We start from the raw sequence: 18,992 nt of genomic DNA, 5'->3' as shown, positions 1-18,992 counted from the left end.
CGGCGTCCCGTTCGATAGTTCCGGCCGTATCCAGTCACTCACACAAGGTGTTCGTGTCATGCGCTTGGAAGAAAAGGCGCGGCGTCTCACTCGCGTGTTCTATGGGGTGTTGCTTCACAAGATGTTTCAGTCGATCGCTGCATCCACCGTGCCATTATTCAACAGCAGGGCGCCAGCCAGAGGCGATGCGTCATTTTCAGCGCATTCGTTTGTTGCCCCCACGAGGTCTGCTCGAAAAGAAAACTGGTCTGGGCGCCTCCTTCAGGCGCTCCACCATTCGCGACGGCTGCAGGCAGAGCGCACCCTTCGACAGTATCGCCTGCTGATCCAGTTTGCCTCTCGGTCGGATGCTGGAGGACACGACGATGTCGGTCAGTGAACAGTCGTCCGAACGCAAATTTCGGATTCTGGCACCGAGCGAGAATACGCTGCTGGCGACGATCGCCATCTGCTTTGTCATTTTGCACATCCTTGCAGCCGCGATGCTGACTTCGACCCGCCAGAACGATGCCGTGGCGGCGCCCGAGCCGCCCGGACTGTCGTCCGGGGACTGATCGCCAAGTCACCATTCCAAGTCATCATTCCAAGTCGCCATTCAAAGTGGCCATTCCAGGATGCGACCGACCAAAAAGGGTTAGCTCATGGGCGACGTTGCGTCGTTCTGCCTGCTCAGTGTCGCTGTGTTTTGCGGCGCTTTCGTCTCGGGCCTCGCGGGCTTTGCCTTTTCGGCGGTGGCCGGCGCGATTCTCCTTCACGTTCTCCCGCCACTGGAGACGGTCCCGCTGATGATGGCCTGCAGCATCACCGTGCAAGCCGCGGGTCTTTGGGCCCTGAGAAAAAGCATCCCCTGGAAACAGAGCTCGGGACTCGTCGTCGGCGGATTGCTTGGCGTTCCGATCGCCGTGTGGCTGCTGCAAGCTGCGGACGCGCGGATCTTCAGAGAGAGCTTCGGTCTCGCCGTCGCCTGCTATGCGGCCTACACGCTGTTCAGGCCGGTGCTTTCTCATCGCTTGCAGATGAATGCGGCACGCAATGCATTGATCGGCTTCGGCGGAGGCTTTGTCGGCGGGTTGACGGCGATGCCGGGTGCAATACCGACCATATGGTGTGACATCCACGGCGTGCCAAAAACCGAGCAGCGCGGAATGGTTCAACCCTTCATCGCCGCCATGCAGATATTCGCACTTGTTCTCATGCTGGTCCGAGGAGATCTGTCGACAAAGGTCCTGGTTGACTTCGCAGTCAGCATCCCGGCACTCCTCGCAGGAACGGCGCTCGGGATTCTTGTTTTTCGCTGCGTCGATGATGCGCTGTTCCGGCGAATTATTCTCAGTATCTTGCTGGTTTCGGGACTGTTGCTGGTGTTGTAGAGCGGTCACCTGCGAGCGGCCGCTGTCCCGTCCCACCAAGACTCAGCGCATGAAGACCTCGCGCAGCCAGATCGGGCGCCTGCTCGACTCAAAGGACGGCAATGTCACGCTGACCATGCTACCGCGTGCGGCGCCCATGGTCGGACGGTCGCTTCGGCTGGAGCTGGTTTGAACGGGCGAGTCGTGGCTCCGGACCGGGAAGTTCTGGTTTTCCTTCGAACCTGCACGCGGCCGGAGCTATTGGGTGCACTGCCATCGTAATCCCCGGCTACACCTAACGGATGCCTCCGGTTCTGCGACTCGTCAGCGATGGCGTGGTCACTGCGCTCTGCCACGCACAGGAGCGGCGACTGGCCGCAATTCCATTCTGGATACGCCCGCCGCAACATTCACGCCTGTCTGCGCTTGGACGGATACCGGCTGCAAGAGCTGGCCCCGCAAATTCGGACAGTAGCTTGAGTGGATTTTCTGCCTGACAGCGGCGAGGATTCTTGCTGCGAATCAGGAGCGAAGATGACGAAGAAGAGTCGCCGGACGCATTCTCCGGCATTCAAGGCGAAGGTTGCTTTGGCTGCGGTCAAAGGAGACAAGACACTGGCGGAGCTGGCGCAACTGTTTGATGTTCATCCGAACCAGATCACGATCTGGAAAAACCAGCTCCTGGAAGGCGCCGCCGGCGTGTTTGGGCATGACAAGACATCGGCCGAGACGCCGGTCGATTTGAAGGCGTTGCATGCCAAGATCGGCGAGCTGGCGTTGGAAAACGATTTTTTGTCCGGCGCGCTCACCAAGGCGGGCCTGCTGAGCGCAAAGCGATGATCGACCGCGGTCATGATCTTTCTATCGTGCGCCAGGCGAAGGTCCTGAAGCTGGCTCGCAGCACGGTCTACTATGAACCTCGGCCAGTTTCGGCCGAGGACCTTGCCTTGATGCGTCGGCTCGATGAGCTGCATCTCGATTATCCCTTCGCGGGAGCGCGTATGCTGCGATCGTTGCTGCGGCGGGAGGGGGTATACGCCGGTCGCCGCCACATCGCGACGCTGATGAAGCGCATGGGGATCGAGGCGGTCTATCGTCGCCCGAACACGAGCAAGCCGGCTCCGGGTCACAAGATCTACCCGTACCTGTTGCGCGGATTGAAGATCGAGCGGCCCGACCATGCGTGGGCAATGGACATCACCTACATTCCGATGCGGCGTGGCTTCGTCTATCTCGCGGCGGTCGTCGATGTGTTCAGCCGACGGGTCCTGGCCCATCGCGTCTCGATCACAATGGAGGCGGCCTTCTGCGTCGAAGCGGTCCAGGAGGCGTTGGCGAAGCACGGCAGGCCCGCGATTTTCAACACGGACCAGGGCAGCCAGTTCACCAGCCTCGAGTTCACCGATGTGCTGCTGGACGCGAAGATCGCCATCAGCATGGATGGCAAGGGCGCCTGGCGCGACAACGTGTTTGTCGAGCGGCTCTGGCGCACGGTCAAATACGAAGAAGTTTATCTCCGCGCCTACGACAGCGTGTCCGAGGCGCGAGCGTCAATTGCCAAGTATCTGGCCTTCTACAATCAGGGACGCCCTCACTCGAGCCTTGACGGGCGCACGCCCGACGAGGCTTACTTCGGCACGCAAGCTATGGTGATGGCCGCATGACCGTCGCCGACGATTTTGTCGTCGCTCTGGTCGGGCTACGCCCTCCCGACGCAACGACAAAATCGTAAAGCCCCGCGTTCAGCATAACCCGGCAGGAATCCACTTAAATCCAGCGGGGCGCTGTCCAAACAACCGGGGCCAGCTCTGCAAGGCGACCGTGCGATCCGAACCTCCGACCAGGAGGTTGGCACCAACTCCGGCGCCTACCGTGCCGCCGGCCGTCGCGCCCGCATAGGTTCCCGCCAACGCCGCGCGGCGTAGCGTCGTTGGTGCAAAAACGGCCCAGGTCAGTTGACCGCCGGACGTGGCGCCTATGTCGAGGCCAAGCGTGCTGACGGTGCCTTCGTAAGCCTCGCGCGTGCGGCCTCGTGCCGATGCATAGATGCAGTTCAACTGCCGCTGTCCCCCGACAATCATGCCGACTCCGGGCGCTATGTTGCACGTGAGCGTGCCGACCCGGGGGCGCCCGGCCTCCTGTGCTGTTGCCGGAACCGTGGCAAGAGCGAGCGCCAGGGCGGCGCATGCGGTCGCGAGATTGCTCAGCTTTGTTCCATTCAGTGTTGCTCTGATCATGGAGTCCTCCATCGACATCCCCTGATGGTGTCTGATGGTCCTTCTATGCGCACCGACGCGATGATGTTCCCGTCGCCGGCAGGGGCACGGCCAAAAAAAGCACAGTCAGCGTCATCAAGATACCGATCGCCAGGTCGGCTGCTGCCAGGCAGACGGCCCTCGCCGGGGGGCATCCCTGCTTGCCGCCCGCGGCGCCGCATTTTCGCGCCTTGAAGTGCTCATGCTGAAGAGGTTTCGAAACAGCGTGCGCTGCGAAGTCCAATCGACGGCGTGGTGTCTTCTATGCCAAGCGAGTATCGAAACGATCAGAATGACCTTGCGGCGACGCCGCGATGACGTCTGCCTTGAGCCGTAGCAATTCGTCTGCGAGGAGAGGCACTCGGTGGGATTGCCGCTCCGCGAACTGGCAATCGACGATGGGGATCTTGCCGCCGGCCCAGCCGAACTCGCGCAGTGCTCGGCGAAACGCCTGCAGGGGACGCCAGCCAGCGGTGCCCCAGGCGTCTTGTTGGACGCGCACACCCATCGGCAGTGCAAGGGTCGGCTTCGACCTGGGTTTGATGTTGATCAAGTTCAGCAGCGTCGCCGCCACGATCATCGTTAGGACGCCACCAACGCTGAGCGCGATCTGCATCGCAAGCCCGTCCGATATGTCGAGCAGCGCCAGGAGGCTGGCGAGCGTAAGCAGGACGCCGAGGCAGAAGATCGGCAACGAGTGCTTGCCACAGAGGATGGCGCCGCGCATCACCGCAGTCGTCAATGCTTGCCGGTTGGGCGGCACGAACCATACCGCTACAATCGCAAGAGCCAAGAAATGCAACAGACGCAACGGATCGAGATTCGATTTCTCCGTCGGGTAAGCCAACTTCGTCAGCCCCTGCGGGATCAACGCTTCCAGCGGCTTGATTCTCCAGCTCAATGCGATGACGAGGCTGAAGACCAGGAAGAGAACGGCAGGCACGAGCGCCGTGCGTGAGGTTAGCCAGGGGCGCACTCTTTCACCCTCGATTATCATCCACGCGCCAAGGACCACCAGCAGCTGCCAGGCCAGTGGATTGAAAGCCCAGTGGCCGTTCGGCCACGCCGGCATGGACCACCCGAAGATATGCACCAGCGCATAAAGCGCCAGCGAGGCGCCAAGCGTCACGTTCGGCATTCGGAGCAGCAACCACAGCAACGGCGCGAACAAGAGGTGAAGAAGCACGAAGATCGGCAACACGTCGGTATTGACCGGCCGGTATTGCAGGATGGCTGCGTGCGCGAGCGTCGCACCCGGCTGGTCCAACAGAATGCGCGTATTGCTCTCGTCGGCAAGACGGTCGCCGCCTGCGAGATAAACCAGGACGGCGCAGGCGAGCGTGAGCAGCAGAAATGCGACATAAATGTCCCAGCTTCGCCGGAGGGTCCGGCGGATCACGCTGGTCCATCCCTCGCAGCTCCACACCTTGCCGTAGGCCAGTGCGCAGGTGACGCCCGAGACGAACATGAACACTTCCGCGGCATCGCTGAAGCCGTAGTTCCGTGGCGTCAGCCAACTTCCGATGTTATTGGGGACATGATCAAGAAAGATGCACCAGAGCGCGATGCCGCGGCAGGCATCAATGCGCAGGTCGCGGCCGTTGGCCGTGAACTCCGGCAGCGCGCCTGCCACTGGCTTCGGGATTGCGGTCCGATCATGCATTGGCTTGCCTCGTCCAGCGTGCGCGCACGCTTCAGGAGGAACGGTCGAGAGCCACCGAATTTGACAAAAAGCGCGACCACGCTGCGGGATCGTGACAGCGCCGCAGTCCAGAGCACCGACCCGGCTACCACAGCAATTGCGGCACCGATCATATGGCCGCGCCGGGTAAAAACCCTGCTGGTGGAGAGGCTGACCGTCGACATCATCGTTCAAGCGGCGCAGCGTGTAAATCGGCCGGAGGTCGCTACGGAGAAGTGCCTAGGTCCTATGACCAAGGTACTGTCGGGGCCGCAGCGTCTATCTGGCATCATTCAGATACATGATGAGCAATTCACAGCTCGCATGGACGAAGGCGCCGGCGAGCCCCGCGCGTCACGTAGTCCGCGCTCTTTCCATACCTGTTGTGTGCCGATTGCAACCATAGAACACAGCAGCGCTCGGCTCCTACTTTGAGTGTCTGACGGCGAGCCGCTGGTTGGACCAGAGATAGAAGATGGACGGTTTCGAACATGGGTGTATGATTTTTCTATTGAATCTCCGGGCGGTCAGAGAACGGAGAGCTTTTTTATGAAAGTGCTTATTGTTGACGATCACACATTGATTCGCGAGGCATTGCACGCTGTCCTGAAGCAACTGAAGCGAGAAGCCATCATACTCGAAGCTTCGAACAGTCGAGAGGCCATGCACATCGTCGAGGAGCATCCGGACATCGGCCTCATTCTGCTTGACATCAATTTGCCTGATCGCGACGGCTTCTCTGTCCTTCGCGAACTGCGCAATCGCTATGCGACGATCGCTATCATCATTCTCTCGTCCTCAGACGATCAAGACACGGTCAGGCGCGCTTTCAAACTCGGCGCGCTGGGTTTCATTCCGAAAACCACGGAACGCGAGGTGATGCTCAACGCCATTGAGCTGGTATTCTCCGGCGGAGTTTACATTCCCTCGGAGATTCTGGAGGAAACAGCGGGCCCGCGGCTTGCAAATAAGAAAGTGGCGTCCGACTCGCTCAAGGGGCTCGGGTTGACCGATCGGCAGATTGACGTACTTGCGCTCCTGATTGAGGGAAAAAGCAACAAGGTCATTGCCAAGATGCTCAATATGGCAGTGCCGACAGTGAAGAATCACGTCACGGTCGTTCTCAAGGCGCTCGGGGTAGCGACGCGCACCGAGGCCGTCATAAAGGTCGGAAAAATGGATTGGGAGTGGCCGCCGAAATCTGGATCATGAGACTGCCCCAGCGTCCCTTCCACCGTCATGATTTCTAAAGAGCTCGTGCATGACAGCGCGGAGCTGCATCGGATCGACGGGCTTGTGCAGCAAGATGTACCCTCTATCCTTGGCGTCCCGCAGTGGTTCAGCGGCCGTATCGCCGCTGACGAGAATGGCGGGAATTGACGAGCCAAACGCCGCATTGATTTGTTCAATTGCCCGGATTCCGGTCTTCCCGCTTGCGAGATGATAGTCCGAGATTATGAGGTCGGGGCGTTGCTGGCGCTCAGCAAGTCGGACAAGCGTAGCTTCGTCGGATCCGGCGGCAAGAACCGAGCATCCCCATTTGCTAAGCAATCCGCCCGTTCCCTCCTGCATGATTGGGGCATCGGCAATAACAAGAATCGCCTTGCCGTCGACTGCAAAGGCGCCGGGGCGAGGCAAGTCCGTGGCTGCTGCGGATTTGACGCTTTCATCGACCGTCGGAACCAGGATCGCAAATCGCGAACCTCGACTCACGGTCGAAGCCAGGTCGATTTGATGGTTGAGAAGCAGGCAAAGCCTGTCGACAATGGCGAGGCCAAGCCCGAGTCCCCCGGATTTGCTCTGGTCTGAGGCAGGAATTTGAAAAAACTCGCCAAAGATATTCCGCCTCTGGTCCTCGGGAATGCCGGGACCGGTATCCCATACTTCGATGCGCAGCAATTCACCGCGCCGACGACATCCGACCAGAATACCGCCCCGCACCGTGTAGCGTACGGCATTGGATACCAGATTCAGCATGATGCGTTCGAGCAGCATGGCGTCGCTCCGCACCCAGGCGTCACTTGGCTGGATGCGTAGCCGCAGGCCTTTTTCCCGCGTCGCCTGATCGAACGCCGTTTCGATCTTTTGAAGCAGGCGCGCGATCGGGAATTCGGTGAGCTTGGGGGTAAGCATCCCGGCATCGAGCCTGGAAATGTCCAGGAGCGAATTGAACATGTCATCCATTTCCTTGCGGGTTGCGTCGACCCGTTCGATCGTCTTGGTTCTTTCCTCCGGTTTGAGCGGCGTGCGCAGCTGGGCGACGAACAGCCCCAATGCATGTAACGGCTGCCGCAAATCATGGCTTGCCATGGCCAGAAAGCGCGATTTTGCGGCATTGGCGAGCTGCAGTTCCTGCGTACGCTCTGCGACCTTCCGCTCGAGTTCGACGTGCGCGCGGCGCAGGCTTCCTTCCGCTTTCTTGCGCACCTCGACATCGGCGCTCAGCAGCAGGCTCGGAACGGTAATGCTGATCAGGAACATCAACACCAGCAGGAACGACGCGTTGGTATCAGGGGTCGCGAAGGGGCCGCCGCCCATGTGCGTCCCCCAAATCGTGATGCCCGCAAGTACCAGGGCAACCGTTGCGGTATCGCGTGGACCGCGACGCAGCGCTGCCCACAACATGGGCAGGATAGCCAGAAAACCCAGTGAATCTCGGCTGGGCGCTTGCTCGATCAGGGGACTGAAAGCAATGAGTCCAACAGCCGCCGCCGTCGTGAGGACGCCGACCGTCTCCAGAAATTCATGGCGGTTGAAGGCACGATAGCTGCTTGATGCCCAAAGCACGATAACGGGGGCAATGACCAGTGCGCCGGTCACATCTCCCAGCCACCAGGTGATCCACGCATCCGCGAAATTCTTCGGTTCGATGTACCCGAAGATTGCCAGACTGCTCAGTCCAATGCTGGCGCTGATCGGTGTCGCGATCACGACGCAAATCACAGCAAACTTTGCGACAGAATTGGGCCTCGAAAACGTGTTACGCCCGCCCGCCCACCGATTGATGAGATAAGCGCCGGCAACTGCTTCAAGAGAGTTGCCCGTCGCAATCGCAATTGCTGTGGCAATAGAGCCTGCCGTCGTCGCATTAGCGATCATCGCCGCCACGAAAATCGCTGGCCAGGTCCGATATCCCCGCAACAGCACCGCCGCCAGCGCGACACCCGTCGGTGGCCAAATTGGCGTTGCGCTGGGATGAACAGAGGCGAGAGCAAGCCCGCCTTTTGCCGAGACGAGATAGATGGCCCCAATTGCGACCAGACCGCCGATGTAGCTGATGACTCGGCTGGAATTTGTCGCGGGAGCTGGTGATCGTGGATCGGACATCGTCGATCCCTCGACTAGGCAATTGGTTCGTCCACTAAGACTGACTTTTGAATTCTTGGTCGAAGATCAAAGATCGCTAGGTCGATACGGCAGATGCGCTCACATCCAATTGATCACCGCAGTCTGCTGGCGGACTAGGAGACGGCGCGTGCGATGGAGCATCTGGCCGACTTGCTGTTCAATCCCTGCGGATCAGTCAGCACCACTGGACAACCGGCCGGCGTTACGCCCCGAGGAATTCGCGCTGTCTCGTGTTCACCCCGAGCTTTCGGGGAACGCATCGTACGACGAAGATAGGCTCTCCGAAAGGCCGGATTTGTTGGACCCGGACAAGGTCGCTGTGTGCGACAAAAGCCCTATCTCTCGTTGGAGTCTCGGGACTGAACCACTTGCGCGATTGCTTGCTGCGGCGGACGAGGGAGCGCAAGCTTCACTCAAAAAAGAACCATCCCATGATCGATGAGGCGATGAGTTCGTTGCGTCGGCGGTGACGTTTGCGATGAGCGACGTAATTCTCCTTTGATCGAACGATCGCCAACTCGAATTCATCGCCGAATTTACGATCAAGGAGAGCTCATGGCCTGTCGGTGCTCCGGAACTGGCGGTGATCGGCAGCTTTTGGTGGTGCAAGGCGGACCTTCGAACACTCAAGTTGCAGAGGAGGCCAAGAGCGGACCAAATCGGCCATGCTCGCTTTCACGATTGGCCTTTTGCGCGCGCGCTTAATGGGCGTTTAACGCTTTTGCGCAACAGATGGATCACCAGCGCGGAATTAGTCCTAGTTACAAGCGAGCCGAGCTCCCAGGGAGGGGAATCGGATGGGACTGCTTTTTGTTGGAGTGCTGGCAGGAGTCCTGATCGGCTTTGGCTGGTTCGCGCCTTCCCGAGGGTATTTCCTTGGGTGTGCGTCACGACCCTGTTTCGACCGGGTTGCGGTCGCCCGACCCGCGCGGCCACCGCCGACGGCATTGGCGCCGAATCCCGTGATCGTCGAATCGAATTCTGCAACTCCGGGAAGGTCCGGCAAGAAATCGTCTCCAAAGAAGAGCAAATCGGTCGACCTCGCCAAAGCGGCGTCACCGCGGACGAGGACCAGCGTCCCGGCATCCGAACGGCCCGCGGAAGTATCAGATCCTGTCCTAGAAAAGGCGAAGGTCACCATCGCGACGAAGATGGAGGATCCAGGATCGGCCGAATTCACCGAAATGAAGCGCACGATGCGAAAGAACACGCTTGGACGCCCCGTGGATACGATTTGCGGGCGTGTGAAAGGAAGAAGCGCATCAGGCGGCGAGACCGGAGAGAGACCGTTTCTTTATCTCGTGAAGGAGGATGAAGCATATGTCGTCGACGGCAAGTCGGGGTCGGCGGCGTCAACGGCCTATCGAAATATCTGCAATTAGGGAATGCGTCGACTGCGTCACCGCGCGGTACGCGCCGAAATGAATTTGAGCGGAAAGAATTTCCACCCAGGCGCCAGGTAAACCCGCAGTGGACAAGGCACTGGCGGCGGCACTGCGCCGCTCTCGTGATGATCATTCAGGATGAATGCAGCAGCAGGGAAGAAGCAATAGGGAATGGGAATATCGCGGAAGCTCTTTTTATCTCGAGGAAATCATGGACGACATAACCAACTCCTCAAAGCGGTTCGATGGATCGCTTCACTTGCCGGTTCTGGTGATCGTCGAACCGGTCCTGCTGCCTCGTACATGTATCCTGAACATCCTCAGGCGGGAATTGGCGGAATTCGAGATCCTCGACATGGCAACGGTCGAAAGCCTGGACTGCACGTCAACCCGCGATGTTCGTCTGGTGGTGCTGAGTATCGCAGACAAGCCCATCGACGATCCCTCGGTTGAGGCCAGTCTCGCCTTCATTGCGGAGTGTTGTCCCAACGCCGCCGTTGCAATCCTGTCAAACCATGACGACGAGCCGACCGTGCAGGCCGCGATGCAGCGGGGCGTGCGCGGCTTTCTTTCTACCTCGCTGCCGATCGAGATCGCCATAGCTGGCCTGCGCCTTGTCCTTGTCGGCGGCGTCTACAGGCCGTTGCCCGCCGCCGGGATGAACAGGATACCGGATTTCGAGCCGCCAGATGCACGCGGGCTTGCGCGCGCATATCTTGTGAACGAGGGAGCCGGAGTGACTATCGAAAGGAGCGTGACGGATCTCACGCCTCGTGAGCAACAGGTTCTGGCGGAATTGGAGCTCGGCCGGCCCAACAAGCTGATCGCCGCCAAATTGAACCTGTCGGAAAGCACAGTCAAAATGCACATCCAGCATATCATGAGGAAATGTGCTGCGCACAATCGGACGGAAGCCGTGCTCCGCTGGCGCGGCCGGTTGCCGGCGCAGGGTCGCGATCACGATCCCGGCGCAGGTCCGATGCAGGAGACTTAGTCTTCTCTGAATGCACCACGGAAGCTGTCGAGCAGGGGCCTGAGCGCGTAGAGAGCCACGGTACCGCGCCCTGTCGTGATGAACACTTGAACCGGCATGCCGGGGACGATCTGGACGTCGTTTGCGACGATCTGCGCGTCGTCGATCCGGATTTTGGTCGCGTAGTATGGCTGGTCGGTGCGCTTGTCGAGGAGCCGGTCTGCGGACACGTGCACGACAGTTCCCCCCAGGCGAGGCACGCGACGCTGATTGTACGGTACGAGGTGAACCTCGGCATTGAGGCCGGGATGAACCACATCGATATCCTCGGGCCTCAGGCGCGCGGTCACGATGAGACGGTCTTGCCGGGGTACCAGGTCCATGAGCGGAGCGCCCGCTCCGATGACGCCGCCGGCTGTATGAATCCGCAAATCGGTTATCACGCCGTCCTCTGGCGCCTTGACCTCTGTTCGCGATAGCTGGTCCCTGGCCGCAAACAACCGCTCTCGGAGCTGGAATATCTGATTCTGTGCTTCACGAAGCGACTGTGCGATCTCGTTCTGCCTCTCGCTCTCGAGCTTGAACAATGTGGCCTGCTGTTCGCTGATGACTTGCGCGGCGCGGGAAATCTGCGCGGCGATCTCGCCGCGGCGGCCCTCAACGTCGGCCAGCTCCCGCTGCAGGTTCAGAAGTCGCGGCCTCCGTTCGAGACCCTTGTTGACGAGTGTCGTGACCATATCCAGTTCCTCCCGGACGATGCCGATCCGCTGCCCGGTGGCGCTCTCCTGCGCCGTGAGACCTTCGATCTCCTTTTCGACTTGACGCCTTCGTTCGCGAATGACCGCAAGCTGCGACTCGTGAACCTGCAGCCGCGCCTGGAAAATGAATTGCTGCGCCGACACTGCAGCGGCGGCCACTCCGCTCTGCCTGCTGTCCTGTTCCAGCGCGTCCGGAATTGCGATCCTCTCGAACCTCTGCTGCTCGGCTTGAAGCCGAGCGGCACGAGCAGCCGCATCCCAAAATTGGCCTTGAAGACTTTGTACCTCCGAGCTCGCCCGGGTGTCCTCCAGCGCGATCAGCGTTTGGCCGCTGCGCACGATGTCGCCATCCGAAACCAGGATCTTGCTGACGATACCGCCTTCCAGATGCTGGATCGTCTTGCGACTTGATTCCGATTCCACGACGCCGGACGCGATCGCGGCGCTCTCGAGAGGCGCGAGGCTCGCCCATGTACCAAGCCCCAGCATGAAGCAGAGCACCAGCAGATTGCCCGCAACGGTAATACCGCGAAGCCTTCCGCTCGGAGAGGTCGGCGTCGGCGTCGAGCACCATGGAAATTCCAGAGGCTCGAAATCGTCGATCGCGGTCACCACGACGCCAGATCGCCGGGCGGGCGGGGGGCGCGCCGGCGCGCGCATGAGCCGGTCCCAGATCATGGGAAGTCTTGAGACGGCGGGATGCTTCCAGATGGTGAGAGAATTCCAGATCATGGCGCAACCTGCGAAGTAACCTGGGGTCGGCTCAGGTGCCGTTCAAAGATGTCCTCGCTGTCGCCGAACGCGGCGACCGCACCGTCTTCCATGATGGCAATCTTGTCCGTGGCGGCGAGGAGACCCATCCTGTGAGTGACGACGACAAGGATGACGCCTGCGAGCTTCATGCGCTCGATGGCATCCAGGAGCATTCGCTCGCCCCCGTAGTCGAGGCTGGCGTTGGGTTCGTCGAGAACGATGAGGCGTGGGCTGCCGAAAAAGGCGCGGGCAAGACCGAGGCGCTGCCGATACCCGCGTGAGAAGATTGTTTCACTGTGAACCACCGTGTCGTAACCCTGCGGCAGGCGCATGATCGCCCCATGGATTCCGGCGAGCTTGGCCGCTTCGACGACCTTCCGCCGGTCGGCATCTTCAAGGCGTGCGATGATGTCGTTGATGGTGTCGCCGATCAGATTGATGTCCTGGGGGAGATATCCGAGGCCGTCGCCGTTTCGGCCCTCGCGAAGCAGCGAGACGTCGGTATTGTCGAGGAGGACACGGCCATGCGTCGGCATCGACAGCCCGGCGATCACCTGGCCGAGCAAGGACTTGCCTGACCCGGACGGACCGATAATGCCAAGGCATTCTCCGGGCATGAGGCTGAAGGAGACGCCGTTCAGCAGAAGATGGTCGGTCCCCGCAAGCCACACGCCCACATTGTCGACGACGAGGCCGCTTCGCGCCTGCGGCGGGAAAACCCCCGCGCTCTCCTGCCGGGCGACGGGGAATGCGGCGAGAAGCGCGCCGAGCCGCTGACAGGCGCTCACGGCCGTCACGAGTGATTTCCAGCCTGCGACCGCACTTTCGACCGGCGCGAGCGCCCGGCTGAACATCAGCGTAGAAGCAAAGATGATTGCCGGACTTTTCCCGTGATCGAGGACGAGCCACGCGGCAGCCCCCATGATCAAGACCTGCGACAGCGCGCGAACCGGCTTGGCGGACAGGGAGACGATCTCGCCGCGCCGGAGTGCGACATCGTGCTCTCTGCGCGCGTGCTGCGAGTCACGGTGGATCATGCGCGCGGCGCTATCGAACATTCCCATGGCGCGGATCATGTGGATGTTGCTCGCGGCAGTCTGGAGGCGACCGTAGCTTCTGGAGAGCGCGGCGCTGGACCTGAGCAAAACGTCTTCCGTGACCAGCTCTCCGGCGACCGTGAGTGCGAACAGGAAGGTGACGCAGCAGGCGCCCACCACGCCAAGCAGGGGATGGATCAGAACGAGGACAAGGAGGAACAAGGGCGCCCAGAGCGCGTCGAACAGCATCGTACATGAGCCGGACTCGACGAACTGGCGCAGCACGGTGAGGTCCCGATATGCGCCCGACGCTTGCGTCCAATCGCTGCGAAACGCCGATTCGAGGCCGGCCGAAAGCACGCAGGGACGAAGGCGATCGTCGAGCCAGGCGCCGAGGCGTCCAAGGACGGCGCGCCGCAATGCATCGAACACGCCGCCGACGACCACTGTGATCGCGACTATGAGCGTGAGCAGGAGCAACGTGTCGCCGCTCCGGCTCGACAACACCCGGTCGTAGATCTGAAGAAGATAGATGGAGGGCGCAAACAGTAGCAGATTGTAACTGCAGCTATATGCGAATACGAGACCTAGCGGTCCCACGCAGGACCGGAGGGCTGTGTGCAGTGGCGTCCGGATCTGCGGCAGGATGGGCAACCGAATGGGCGGCATCAGCATGATCGTCACCGCCTGAAATCGAGGTCCGGCGCACTTGACTGATGGTCAACGCAATCCGGCAACGGTATCGGTAGATCTTTGGCGCGAAATCCGGGACCGGCGGCCGCGGCAGCCGGTCCCGCCAGTCGGACGAGCGGCTCGTCAGAGCGTGTCGAGATGGAAGGTCACTCCGCCACCCCATGCGAAGTTGCCGTCTCCGCCATCGCCGCCGATGCCGGCGACAACTTCCTGGTGCTGGTCCACCGCGAGCTTGTTGATCTGGGTGGCATCCGTATTGGCGTAGACCTTGGAGGTATCGTAGCCGCTGTAGGACTTCTGGCTTCCGTTCGACTCGGCGTCTCCGCCATGAGCCTTGGAGAACACCGAGGCCTTGGCGTTGGCGCCGCCGGCATCCCAATCCGCCGTCTGTTTGACGTGATCGCCGGTGCTCACGTGCACGTCGGCGCCTTCCGCCTTGTTGGTCGGATCGTAGTTGACAGTCGGCTTGCTGATGATGGCTCCCTTGAAAGTACCGTCGCCGCCATTTCCGGCACTTTGACCACCGGTGTCGATCGATTTGAATTTGATCGTATCCGAGATGTTGATTGCCTTTGGCATCATTTGAGGCCTCCGTCGTTTTGTTGGCTGTCGTGCAACATCCATCCCGATCAGGCGGACGCGCACGGCAAGTCTGGCCCGCCCGTGCGCGAGCGCGATAGATGTCAAATCGAACAACGTTCGGTTTGGTGGGCTTACGTACGAAAGTACGACATTTCGTCAGGGGATGGCGCCTCTGCGCGGGCTTTGCATGCGAAGAGCGGCGACGGCGCGTGCCGCGATGCGATCGATGCGACGTTTCGCTATGCCACCAGGTGAAGATCCGACAGGAGATGCGCGGCATCGCCACCTAGCGCGAGGTTGCCGTAGCCGCCGTCCCCGCCAACGCCGGCGATCTGGGTCGCACTCTGGTCGATGTGCACGTTGTTGACCTGATCGGCCACGGCCGTCGAATGTGGACCTGCGATTGCTATGTTGATGGGTGCATAGATCGTAACGCTGACGTCGATCAGACTGCCCGCAAAATAACCGTTGCCGCCATTGCCTGCGCTGTTCGAACCGGTCGCGATCGTATCGGACCCGCCCCACAGATGATGGGAGAGAAGGTTTGCATGGCCGCCCGCTGCGGCGTTGTCGTTGCCGCCGTGCCCGCCAATGCCAGCGATCTGAACCGCGGATTGATCCACGGAGACATCATTTATCTGGACCGCGTAAGCGCTGGAGCCATAGCCCGCGATTGCGATGTTGATCGGGTTGTACACGACAAACGAGGTATGGACGAGTTCCCCGTAGAACATGCCGTCACCGCCATTGCCGGCCTGGCTTCCGCCCGTTTGAACGTCAAAGACGCTCGATCCCCAACTGGGGTCTAGCGTGAGGACGCTGCCGCCGGCGGCCACATTGCCATGTCCGCCACTTCCGCCGACGCCCGCGATCTGCGTGGCGGATTGGTCGATGTCGACCGTGTTCGACTGACTTGCATGTGCAGTGCCGCCCGAACTCGCCAACGCAATATTGATCGGATGATAGATCACCACGGGAGCGTCCACGATCGCACCCGAGAAATAGCCGCTGCCGCCGTTTCCGGCGCTGCTGTCGCCGCTCGCGATCGCGCCGGAGCCTAAAAACGGACTGATGCTCCCACCCGCTGCAATGTTGTCATTGCCGCCATGGCCGCCGACGCCGGCCATCTGAAAAGCGGATTGATCGACATTCAGATTGTTGGACTGGTTGGCCAGGGCGACCGAGCCGTATCCCACGCTGATCGAAATGTTGATCGGTTCGTAGAGCAACAGGGACGCGTGAATGATACCTCCGTAAAAATGGCCATCCCCGCCGTTCCCTGCCGTGTTCGCCCCACTCTCGACCGAAGCAATGCCCTTCTCGGGAAAGGATGCGCCGGCAGGAGACTTCGTGGACGAAACATCCAGGCCCGCTGCAGCGTGGTTGCCGGCGTGGCCGCCCATCTCGCCCCCCGATGGGGGATGTTTGGATTGAACCGGGTCGGAGTCTTTATGCTGGCTGTTCGCGGTCGCGGCGTTTGCTCCAGGACCAGCAAACAGGCCGGGACGATGGACCAGGGCGCTACCGCCGACCGGGTCAGCCACGAACGGAGCTCTCGACGCAGGGCCCAATTCGTCCGCGCCATCGTACCCATCGTGGTGATGAGAGGCGTGATGCAGCCGGATTCCATCCGACATTCGCGTAAAATCCATCGTAGCCTCCCTCATCGCAATCGCTCCGCGCGATCGGACGGGTTCTGCACTCCGGACAGAATGTCGTCCCGGGAAGGTCGAATGGCCAGCCGTCAGTTCGGATATAGCGCTCGTCTGGCAGCCGTAACATCGGCTACATCCGTTCGGGTGCGGTTACAGCCTTTGCATCAATTCCCCCGGTCCGCGCACTCATCTCGCCTGCGGCCAAAATGAATCCGCCGCATTGCCGGATTTGAACCGTATTGCGCCTAGGTCGCCGCCAAAGCTCGTGTCCGGCCAGGGGAGCAACACCGGGGGCTTTCACTTGGGACAGGCTGAGCCACTTTAGAGCGACGGCACGGTTTTGCCGTAGATATGCATCGAAAGCCTGCCAAGTGATCGATTTATTGGTGGGCCCGGCAGGTATGAGCGGCGGGATACTGGACGCGTTCGTTGATTTTCTTGTTTTCGTTCAGGTTTGATTGCGTTCGTCGTGCTTCGTTCACGCCGTTTTTGGTGCGAAGCTGGTGCGGTGCTCCTGGAGGCATCCCATCGCGAAAGCGGTCTATTGGGTGTGTCTAGCATAGACCTTCGTTATCCAGTCGATGAACACGCGGAGCCTGAGGCTCAGTTGGCGACTTCGCGGGTAAAGGAGGTAGACCGGCGTGGGAGACGGTGGGGTGTCGTCTAGCAGCTCGATTAATGTACCGTTCGCGATATCGTGCTCTACCGAATAGCGTGGCACCTGGATCAAGCCCAATCCTGCCAGAGCGGCGACTTGGTAGGTATCGCCGCCATCGACTGACAGAGTCATGGGCAACGTCACGGTCTGGCGAACCCCGTCGACGGTGAATTCCAACGGGAGCACACCGCCGGTTGCCGATGAGCGGAAGCCGACCATGCAATGTCCCTCCAGAACATCCCAGCGCCGAGGTAGGCCGAAACGCGCGACATAGGCGGGCGATGCCACTGTGACCTCGCGCAGCAGTGCTACGCGTCGTGCAATGAGGTCGCTTTCTTCCGGATTCCCGGTGCGCAGTGCGCAGTCGACGCCTTCATGGACGAGATCAATAAATCGATCTCCCTCGCTCAGGGAAAGCTCGAGATCCGGATATTTCGAGAAGAATTGGGGCAGAGCAGGCACAATGAAGCGCCGCGCTTGGGTGCCCTGAACCTCCACTCGCAATAGCCCACGTGGCTTGGCGCCGCTGAAGGCGCTCTCCGCCTCCTCGATATCCGCGAGAATGGAAAGGCAGCGCTGGTAGTAAGCCTCGCCATCGGGCGTCACGCGCACCTGCCGCGTGGTCCGGTGCAGAAGCCGAACCTTGAGCCGGGATTCGAGATGTTTCACTGCATCCGTCACGGTGGACGCCGGGAATCCGAGATCCTCGGCAGCACGAGTAAAGCTGCGACGTTCCACGACGCGGGCAAACACCCGCATCGAATCAATTCGATCCATTATTCGCTCTTCTCGGATAGTGTTCGCGAAAGCTGCCAGATTATCTGTGAGATTTGAAGTGTCATGTTGATGGCCCGTTCGGAGCCAGAAATCAGCATGACGCGATGGCGAACAGCAGCGCGATCATCGGACTAAGCCACCGGGTTCAGCCGCGGCTGGGTCACACCAAGCATCTGGCCTGGCAAGTTCGGTCAACACAACAGCAGCCACGGGATAGAAGGCCCTCGGCAGGGATCATAAAGGTCTACTGCAAGCCTCAAGAAAACATCAGCGCCTCAACAGCAGAAAATCGAGCAGGATAAATCGTCGTGAGCCAATCATCAAATAAAGTCGCCATCGTTACTGGTTCGTCACGCGGCATCGGCGCCGAAGTCGCGCTGCGTCTCGCACATGACGGCTTCAACGTCGTGGTTAACTTTGTAGGCAAGGCAGCTCCCGCTCAAGAAATTGTCACCAAGATCGAAGCAGCGGGTGGCAAGGCGATCGCAGTCAAGGCGGACGTTGCAGATTCCGGCGCGGTGGTATCGATGTTCGACGCGGCCGAAGCGGCGTTTGGTGGCGTCGACGTGGTCATCAACTGCGCCGGTATCATGAAGCTCGCCAAAATTGCCGAGGTCGACGATCAAACCTTCGACCAGATCATCGCGGTCAATCTGAAGGGTACGTTCAATCCCTGCCGTGAAGCGGCGAAGCGCCTGCGCGAAGGAGGGCGCATCGTCAATTTCTCGTCCAGCGTCATCGGCGTCCGTCTGCCGACCTACGGCATCTACATCGCAACCAAGGCCGCGGTCGAAGGCCTGACGCAGGTTCTGGCGCAAGAAATGCGTGGCCGAGGTATCAGCGTCAACGCCGTGGCGCCTGGCCCAGTCGCGACCGAACTCTTCCTTCAGGGCAAGAGCGATGAGCTGATCGGGCACATGGCGAAGATGAATCCACTCGAACGGCTCGGGCAGACTGAAGACATTGCTCGCGTTGTGGCGTTCCTTGTCGGCCCCGAAGGCGGTTGGATCAATGGCCAGACGATCCGTGCGAACGGTGGCATGTGCTGAGTACCGCGACGGTCCACGGCCACCGGCAGCATCATCCCA

At 60.5% G+C, this 18,992-nt stretch carries 17 protein-coding genes; 8 read left to right on the top strand and 9 right to left on the bottom strand.

What is annotated here, in order from left to right:
* Positions 1 to 347: 347 nt before the first annotated feature.
* The 3 genes from ACVJ19_RS41950 to ACVJ19_RS41940 all read left to right on the top strand — a co-directional run bounded on the left by ACVJ19_RS41950 (position 348) and on the right by ACVJ19_RS41940 (position 1,542).
* A complete protein-coding gene (locus ACVJ19_RS41950; RefSeq protein ID WP_453954901.1) occupies positions 348 to 554 on the top strand; it encodes a hypothetical protein in 207 nt (68 codons plus the stop codon).
* Positions 555 to 641: 87 nt separating this feature from the next.
* On the top strand, positions 642 to 1,370 hold the full coding sequence (locus ACVJ19_RS41945) for a sulfite exporter TauE/SafE family protein (protein WP_453954900.1): 729 nt from the start codon (positions 642 to 644) through the stop codon (positions 1,368 to 1,370).
* Between the two features lie 49 nt (positions 1,371 to 1,419).
* A complete protein-coding gene (locus ACVJ19_RS41940; protein WP_453954899.1) occupies positions 1,420 to 1,542 on the top strand; it encodes a hypothetical protein in 123 nt (40 codons plus the stop codon).
* Between the two features lie 146 nt (positions 1,543 to 1,688).
* On the opposite strand, the gene ACVJ19_RS41935 is transcribed toward ACVJ19_RS41940, so the two are convergent.
* Complete coding sequence (locus tag ACVJ19_RS41935; RefSeq protein ID WP_453954898.1) at positions 1,689 to 1,796, bottom strand: DUF992 domain-containing protein; 108 nt, start codon at positions 1,794 to 1,796, stop codon at positions 1,689 to 1,691.
* A gap of 87 nt (positions 1,797 to 1,883) precedes the next feature.
* Between ACVJ19_RS41935 and ACVJ19_RS41930 the strand changes: the two genes are divergently transcribed.
* Positions 1,884 to 3,013 (top strand): IS3-like element ISRj2 family transposase gene (locus tag ACVJ19_RS41930; RefSeq protein WP_109866565.1). Its coding sequence is split into 2 segments (ribosomal slippage): positions 1,884 to 2,136 and positions 2,136 to 3,013, totalling 1,131 coding nucleotides; the frame shifts between segments, so codons are not numbered across the junction.
* Between the two features lie 78 nt (positions 3,014 to 3,091).
* Here ACVJ19_RS41930 and ACVJ19_RS41925 read toward each other — a convergent pair.
* Together ACVJ19_RS41925 and opgC are read right to left on the bottom strand one after the other, a co-directional pair.
* Positions 3,092 to 3,598: a DUF992 domain-containing protein gene (locus ACVJ19_RS41925; protein WP_453954897.1), complete on the bottom strand. Its 507-nt coding sequence runs from the start codon at positions 3,596 to 3,598 to the stop codon at positions 3,092 to 3,094.
* A gap of 268 nt (positions 3,599 to 3,866) precedes the next feature.
* Positions 3,867 to 5,267 (bottom strand): OpgC domain-containing protein, encoded by a 1,401-nt coding sequence (gene opgC / locus ACVJ19_RS41920; protein ID WP_453954896.1) that lies wholly within the window; start codon positions 5,265 to 5,267, stop codon positions 3,867 to 3,869.
* Between the two features lie 567 nt (positions 5,268 to 5,834).
* Here opgC and ACVJ19_RS41915 point away from each other — a divergent pair.
* Positions 5,835 to 6,497: a response regulator transcription factor gene (locus ACVJ19_RS41915; RefSeq protein ID WP_453954895.1), complete on the top strand. Its 663-nt coding sequence runs from the start codon at positions 5,835 to 5,837 to the stop codon at positions 6,495 to 6,497.
* Here ACVJ19_RS41915 and ACVJ19_RS41910 read toward each other — a convergent pair.
* On the bottom strand, positions 6,492 to 8,612 hold the full coding sequence (locus tag ACVJ19_RS41910) for an MASE1 domain-containing protein (RefSeq protein WP_453954894.1): 2,121 nt from the start codon (positions 8,610 to 8,612) through the stop codon (positions 6,492 to 6,494). The genes ACVJ19_RS41915 and ACVJ19_RS41910 overlap by 6 nt on opposite strands.
* 818 nt (positions 8,613 to 9,430) lie before the next feature.
* On the opposite strand from ACVJ19_RS41910, the gene ACVJ19_RS41905 reads away from it, so the two are divergent.
* Complete coding sequence (locus ACVJ19_RS41905) at positions 9,431 to 10,015, top strand: hypothetical protein (protein WP_453954893.1); 585 nt, start codon at positions 9,431 to 9,433, stop codon at positions 10,013 to 10,015.
* A 145-nt stretch (positions 10,016 to 10,160) separates the two neighbouring features.
* A complete protein-coding gene (locus ACVJ19_RS41900) occupies positions 10,161 to 11,012 on the top strand; it encodes a response regulator transcription factor (protein WP_453954892.1) in 852 nt (283 codons plus the stop codon).
* Here the strand turns inward: ACVJ19_RS41900 and ACVJ19_RS41895 are convergent.
* The 5 genes from ACVJ19_RS41895 to ACVJ19_RS41875 form a co-directional block, all read right to left on the bottom strand.
* Positions 11,009 to 12,481 carry an HlyD family type I secretion periplasmic adaptor subunit gene (locus ACVJ19_RS41895; RefSeq protein ID WP_453954891.1) on the bottom strand — a complete coding sequence of 491 codons (1,473 nt, stop codon included), beginning with the start codon at positions 12,479 to 12,481 and terminating at the stop codon, positions 11,009 to 11,011. The genes ACVJ19_RS41900 and ACVJ19_RS41895 overlap by 4 nt on opposite strands.
* On the bottom strand, positions 12,478 to 14,214 hold the full coding sequence (locus ACVJ19_RS41890; protein WP_456739512.1) for a type I secretion system permease/ATPase: 1,737 nt from the start codon (positions 14,212 to 14,214) through the stop codon (positions 12,478 to 12,480). The genes ACVJ19_RS41895 and ACVJ19_RS41890 overlap by 4 nt, the downstream gene beginning before the upstream one ends.
* A 141-nt stretch (positions 14,215 to 14,355) precedes the next feature.
* Positions 14,356 to 14,814, bottom strand: coding sequence for a hypothetical protein (locus ACVJ19_RS41885; protein WP_018643963.1), 459 nt, complete (start codon positions 14,812 to 14,814; stop codon positions 14,356 to 14,358).
* A gap of 239 nt (positions 14,815 to 15,053) precedes the next feature.
* Positions 15,054 to 16,358: a hypothetical protein gene (locus ACVJ19_RS41880; RefSeq protein ID WP_453954889.1), complete on the bottom strand. Its 1,305-nt coding sequence runs from the start codon at positions 16,356 to 16,358 to the stop codon at positions 15,054 to 15,056.
* A 652-nt stretch (positions 16,359 to 17,010) separates the two neighbouring features.
* Entirely contained in the window at positions 17,011 to 17,904 is an 894-nt protein-coding gene (locus ACVJ19_RS41875) for a LysR family transcriptional regulator (RefSeq protein WP_453954888.1), read from the bottom strand.
* 308 nt (positions 17,905 to 18,212) lie between these two features.
* Between ACVJ19_RS41875 and ACVJ19_RS41870 the strand changes: the two genes are divergently transcribed.
* Positions 18,213 to 18,953 (top strand): SDR family oxidoreductase, encoded by a 741-nt coding sequence (locus ACVJ19_RS41870; RefSeq protein ID WP_453954887.1) that lies wholly within the window; start codon positions 18,213 to 18,215, stop codon positions 18,951 to 18,953.
* Positions 18,954 to 18,992 lie beyond the last annotated feature (39 nt).

It is taken from the genome of Bradyrhizobium sp. USDA 376, assembly GCF_054063675.1.
The sequence above is the reverse complement of the archived record's forward strand: the minus strand, read 5'-3'. Positions and strand labels throughout refer to the sequence as shown.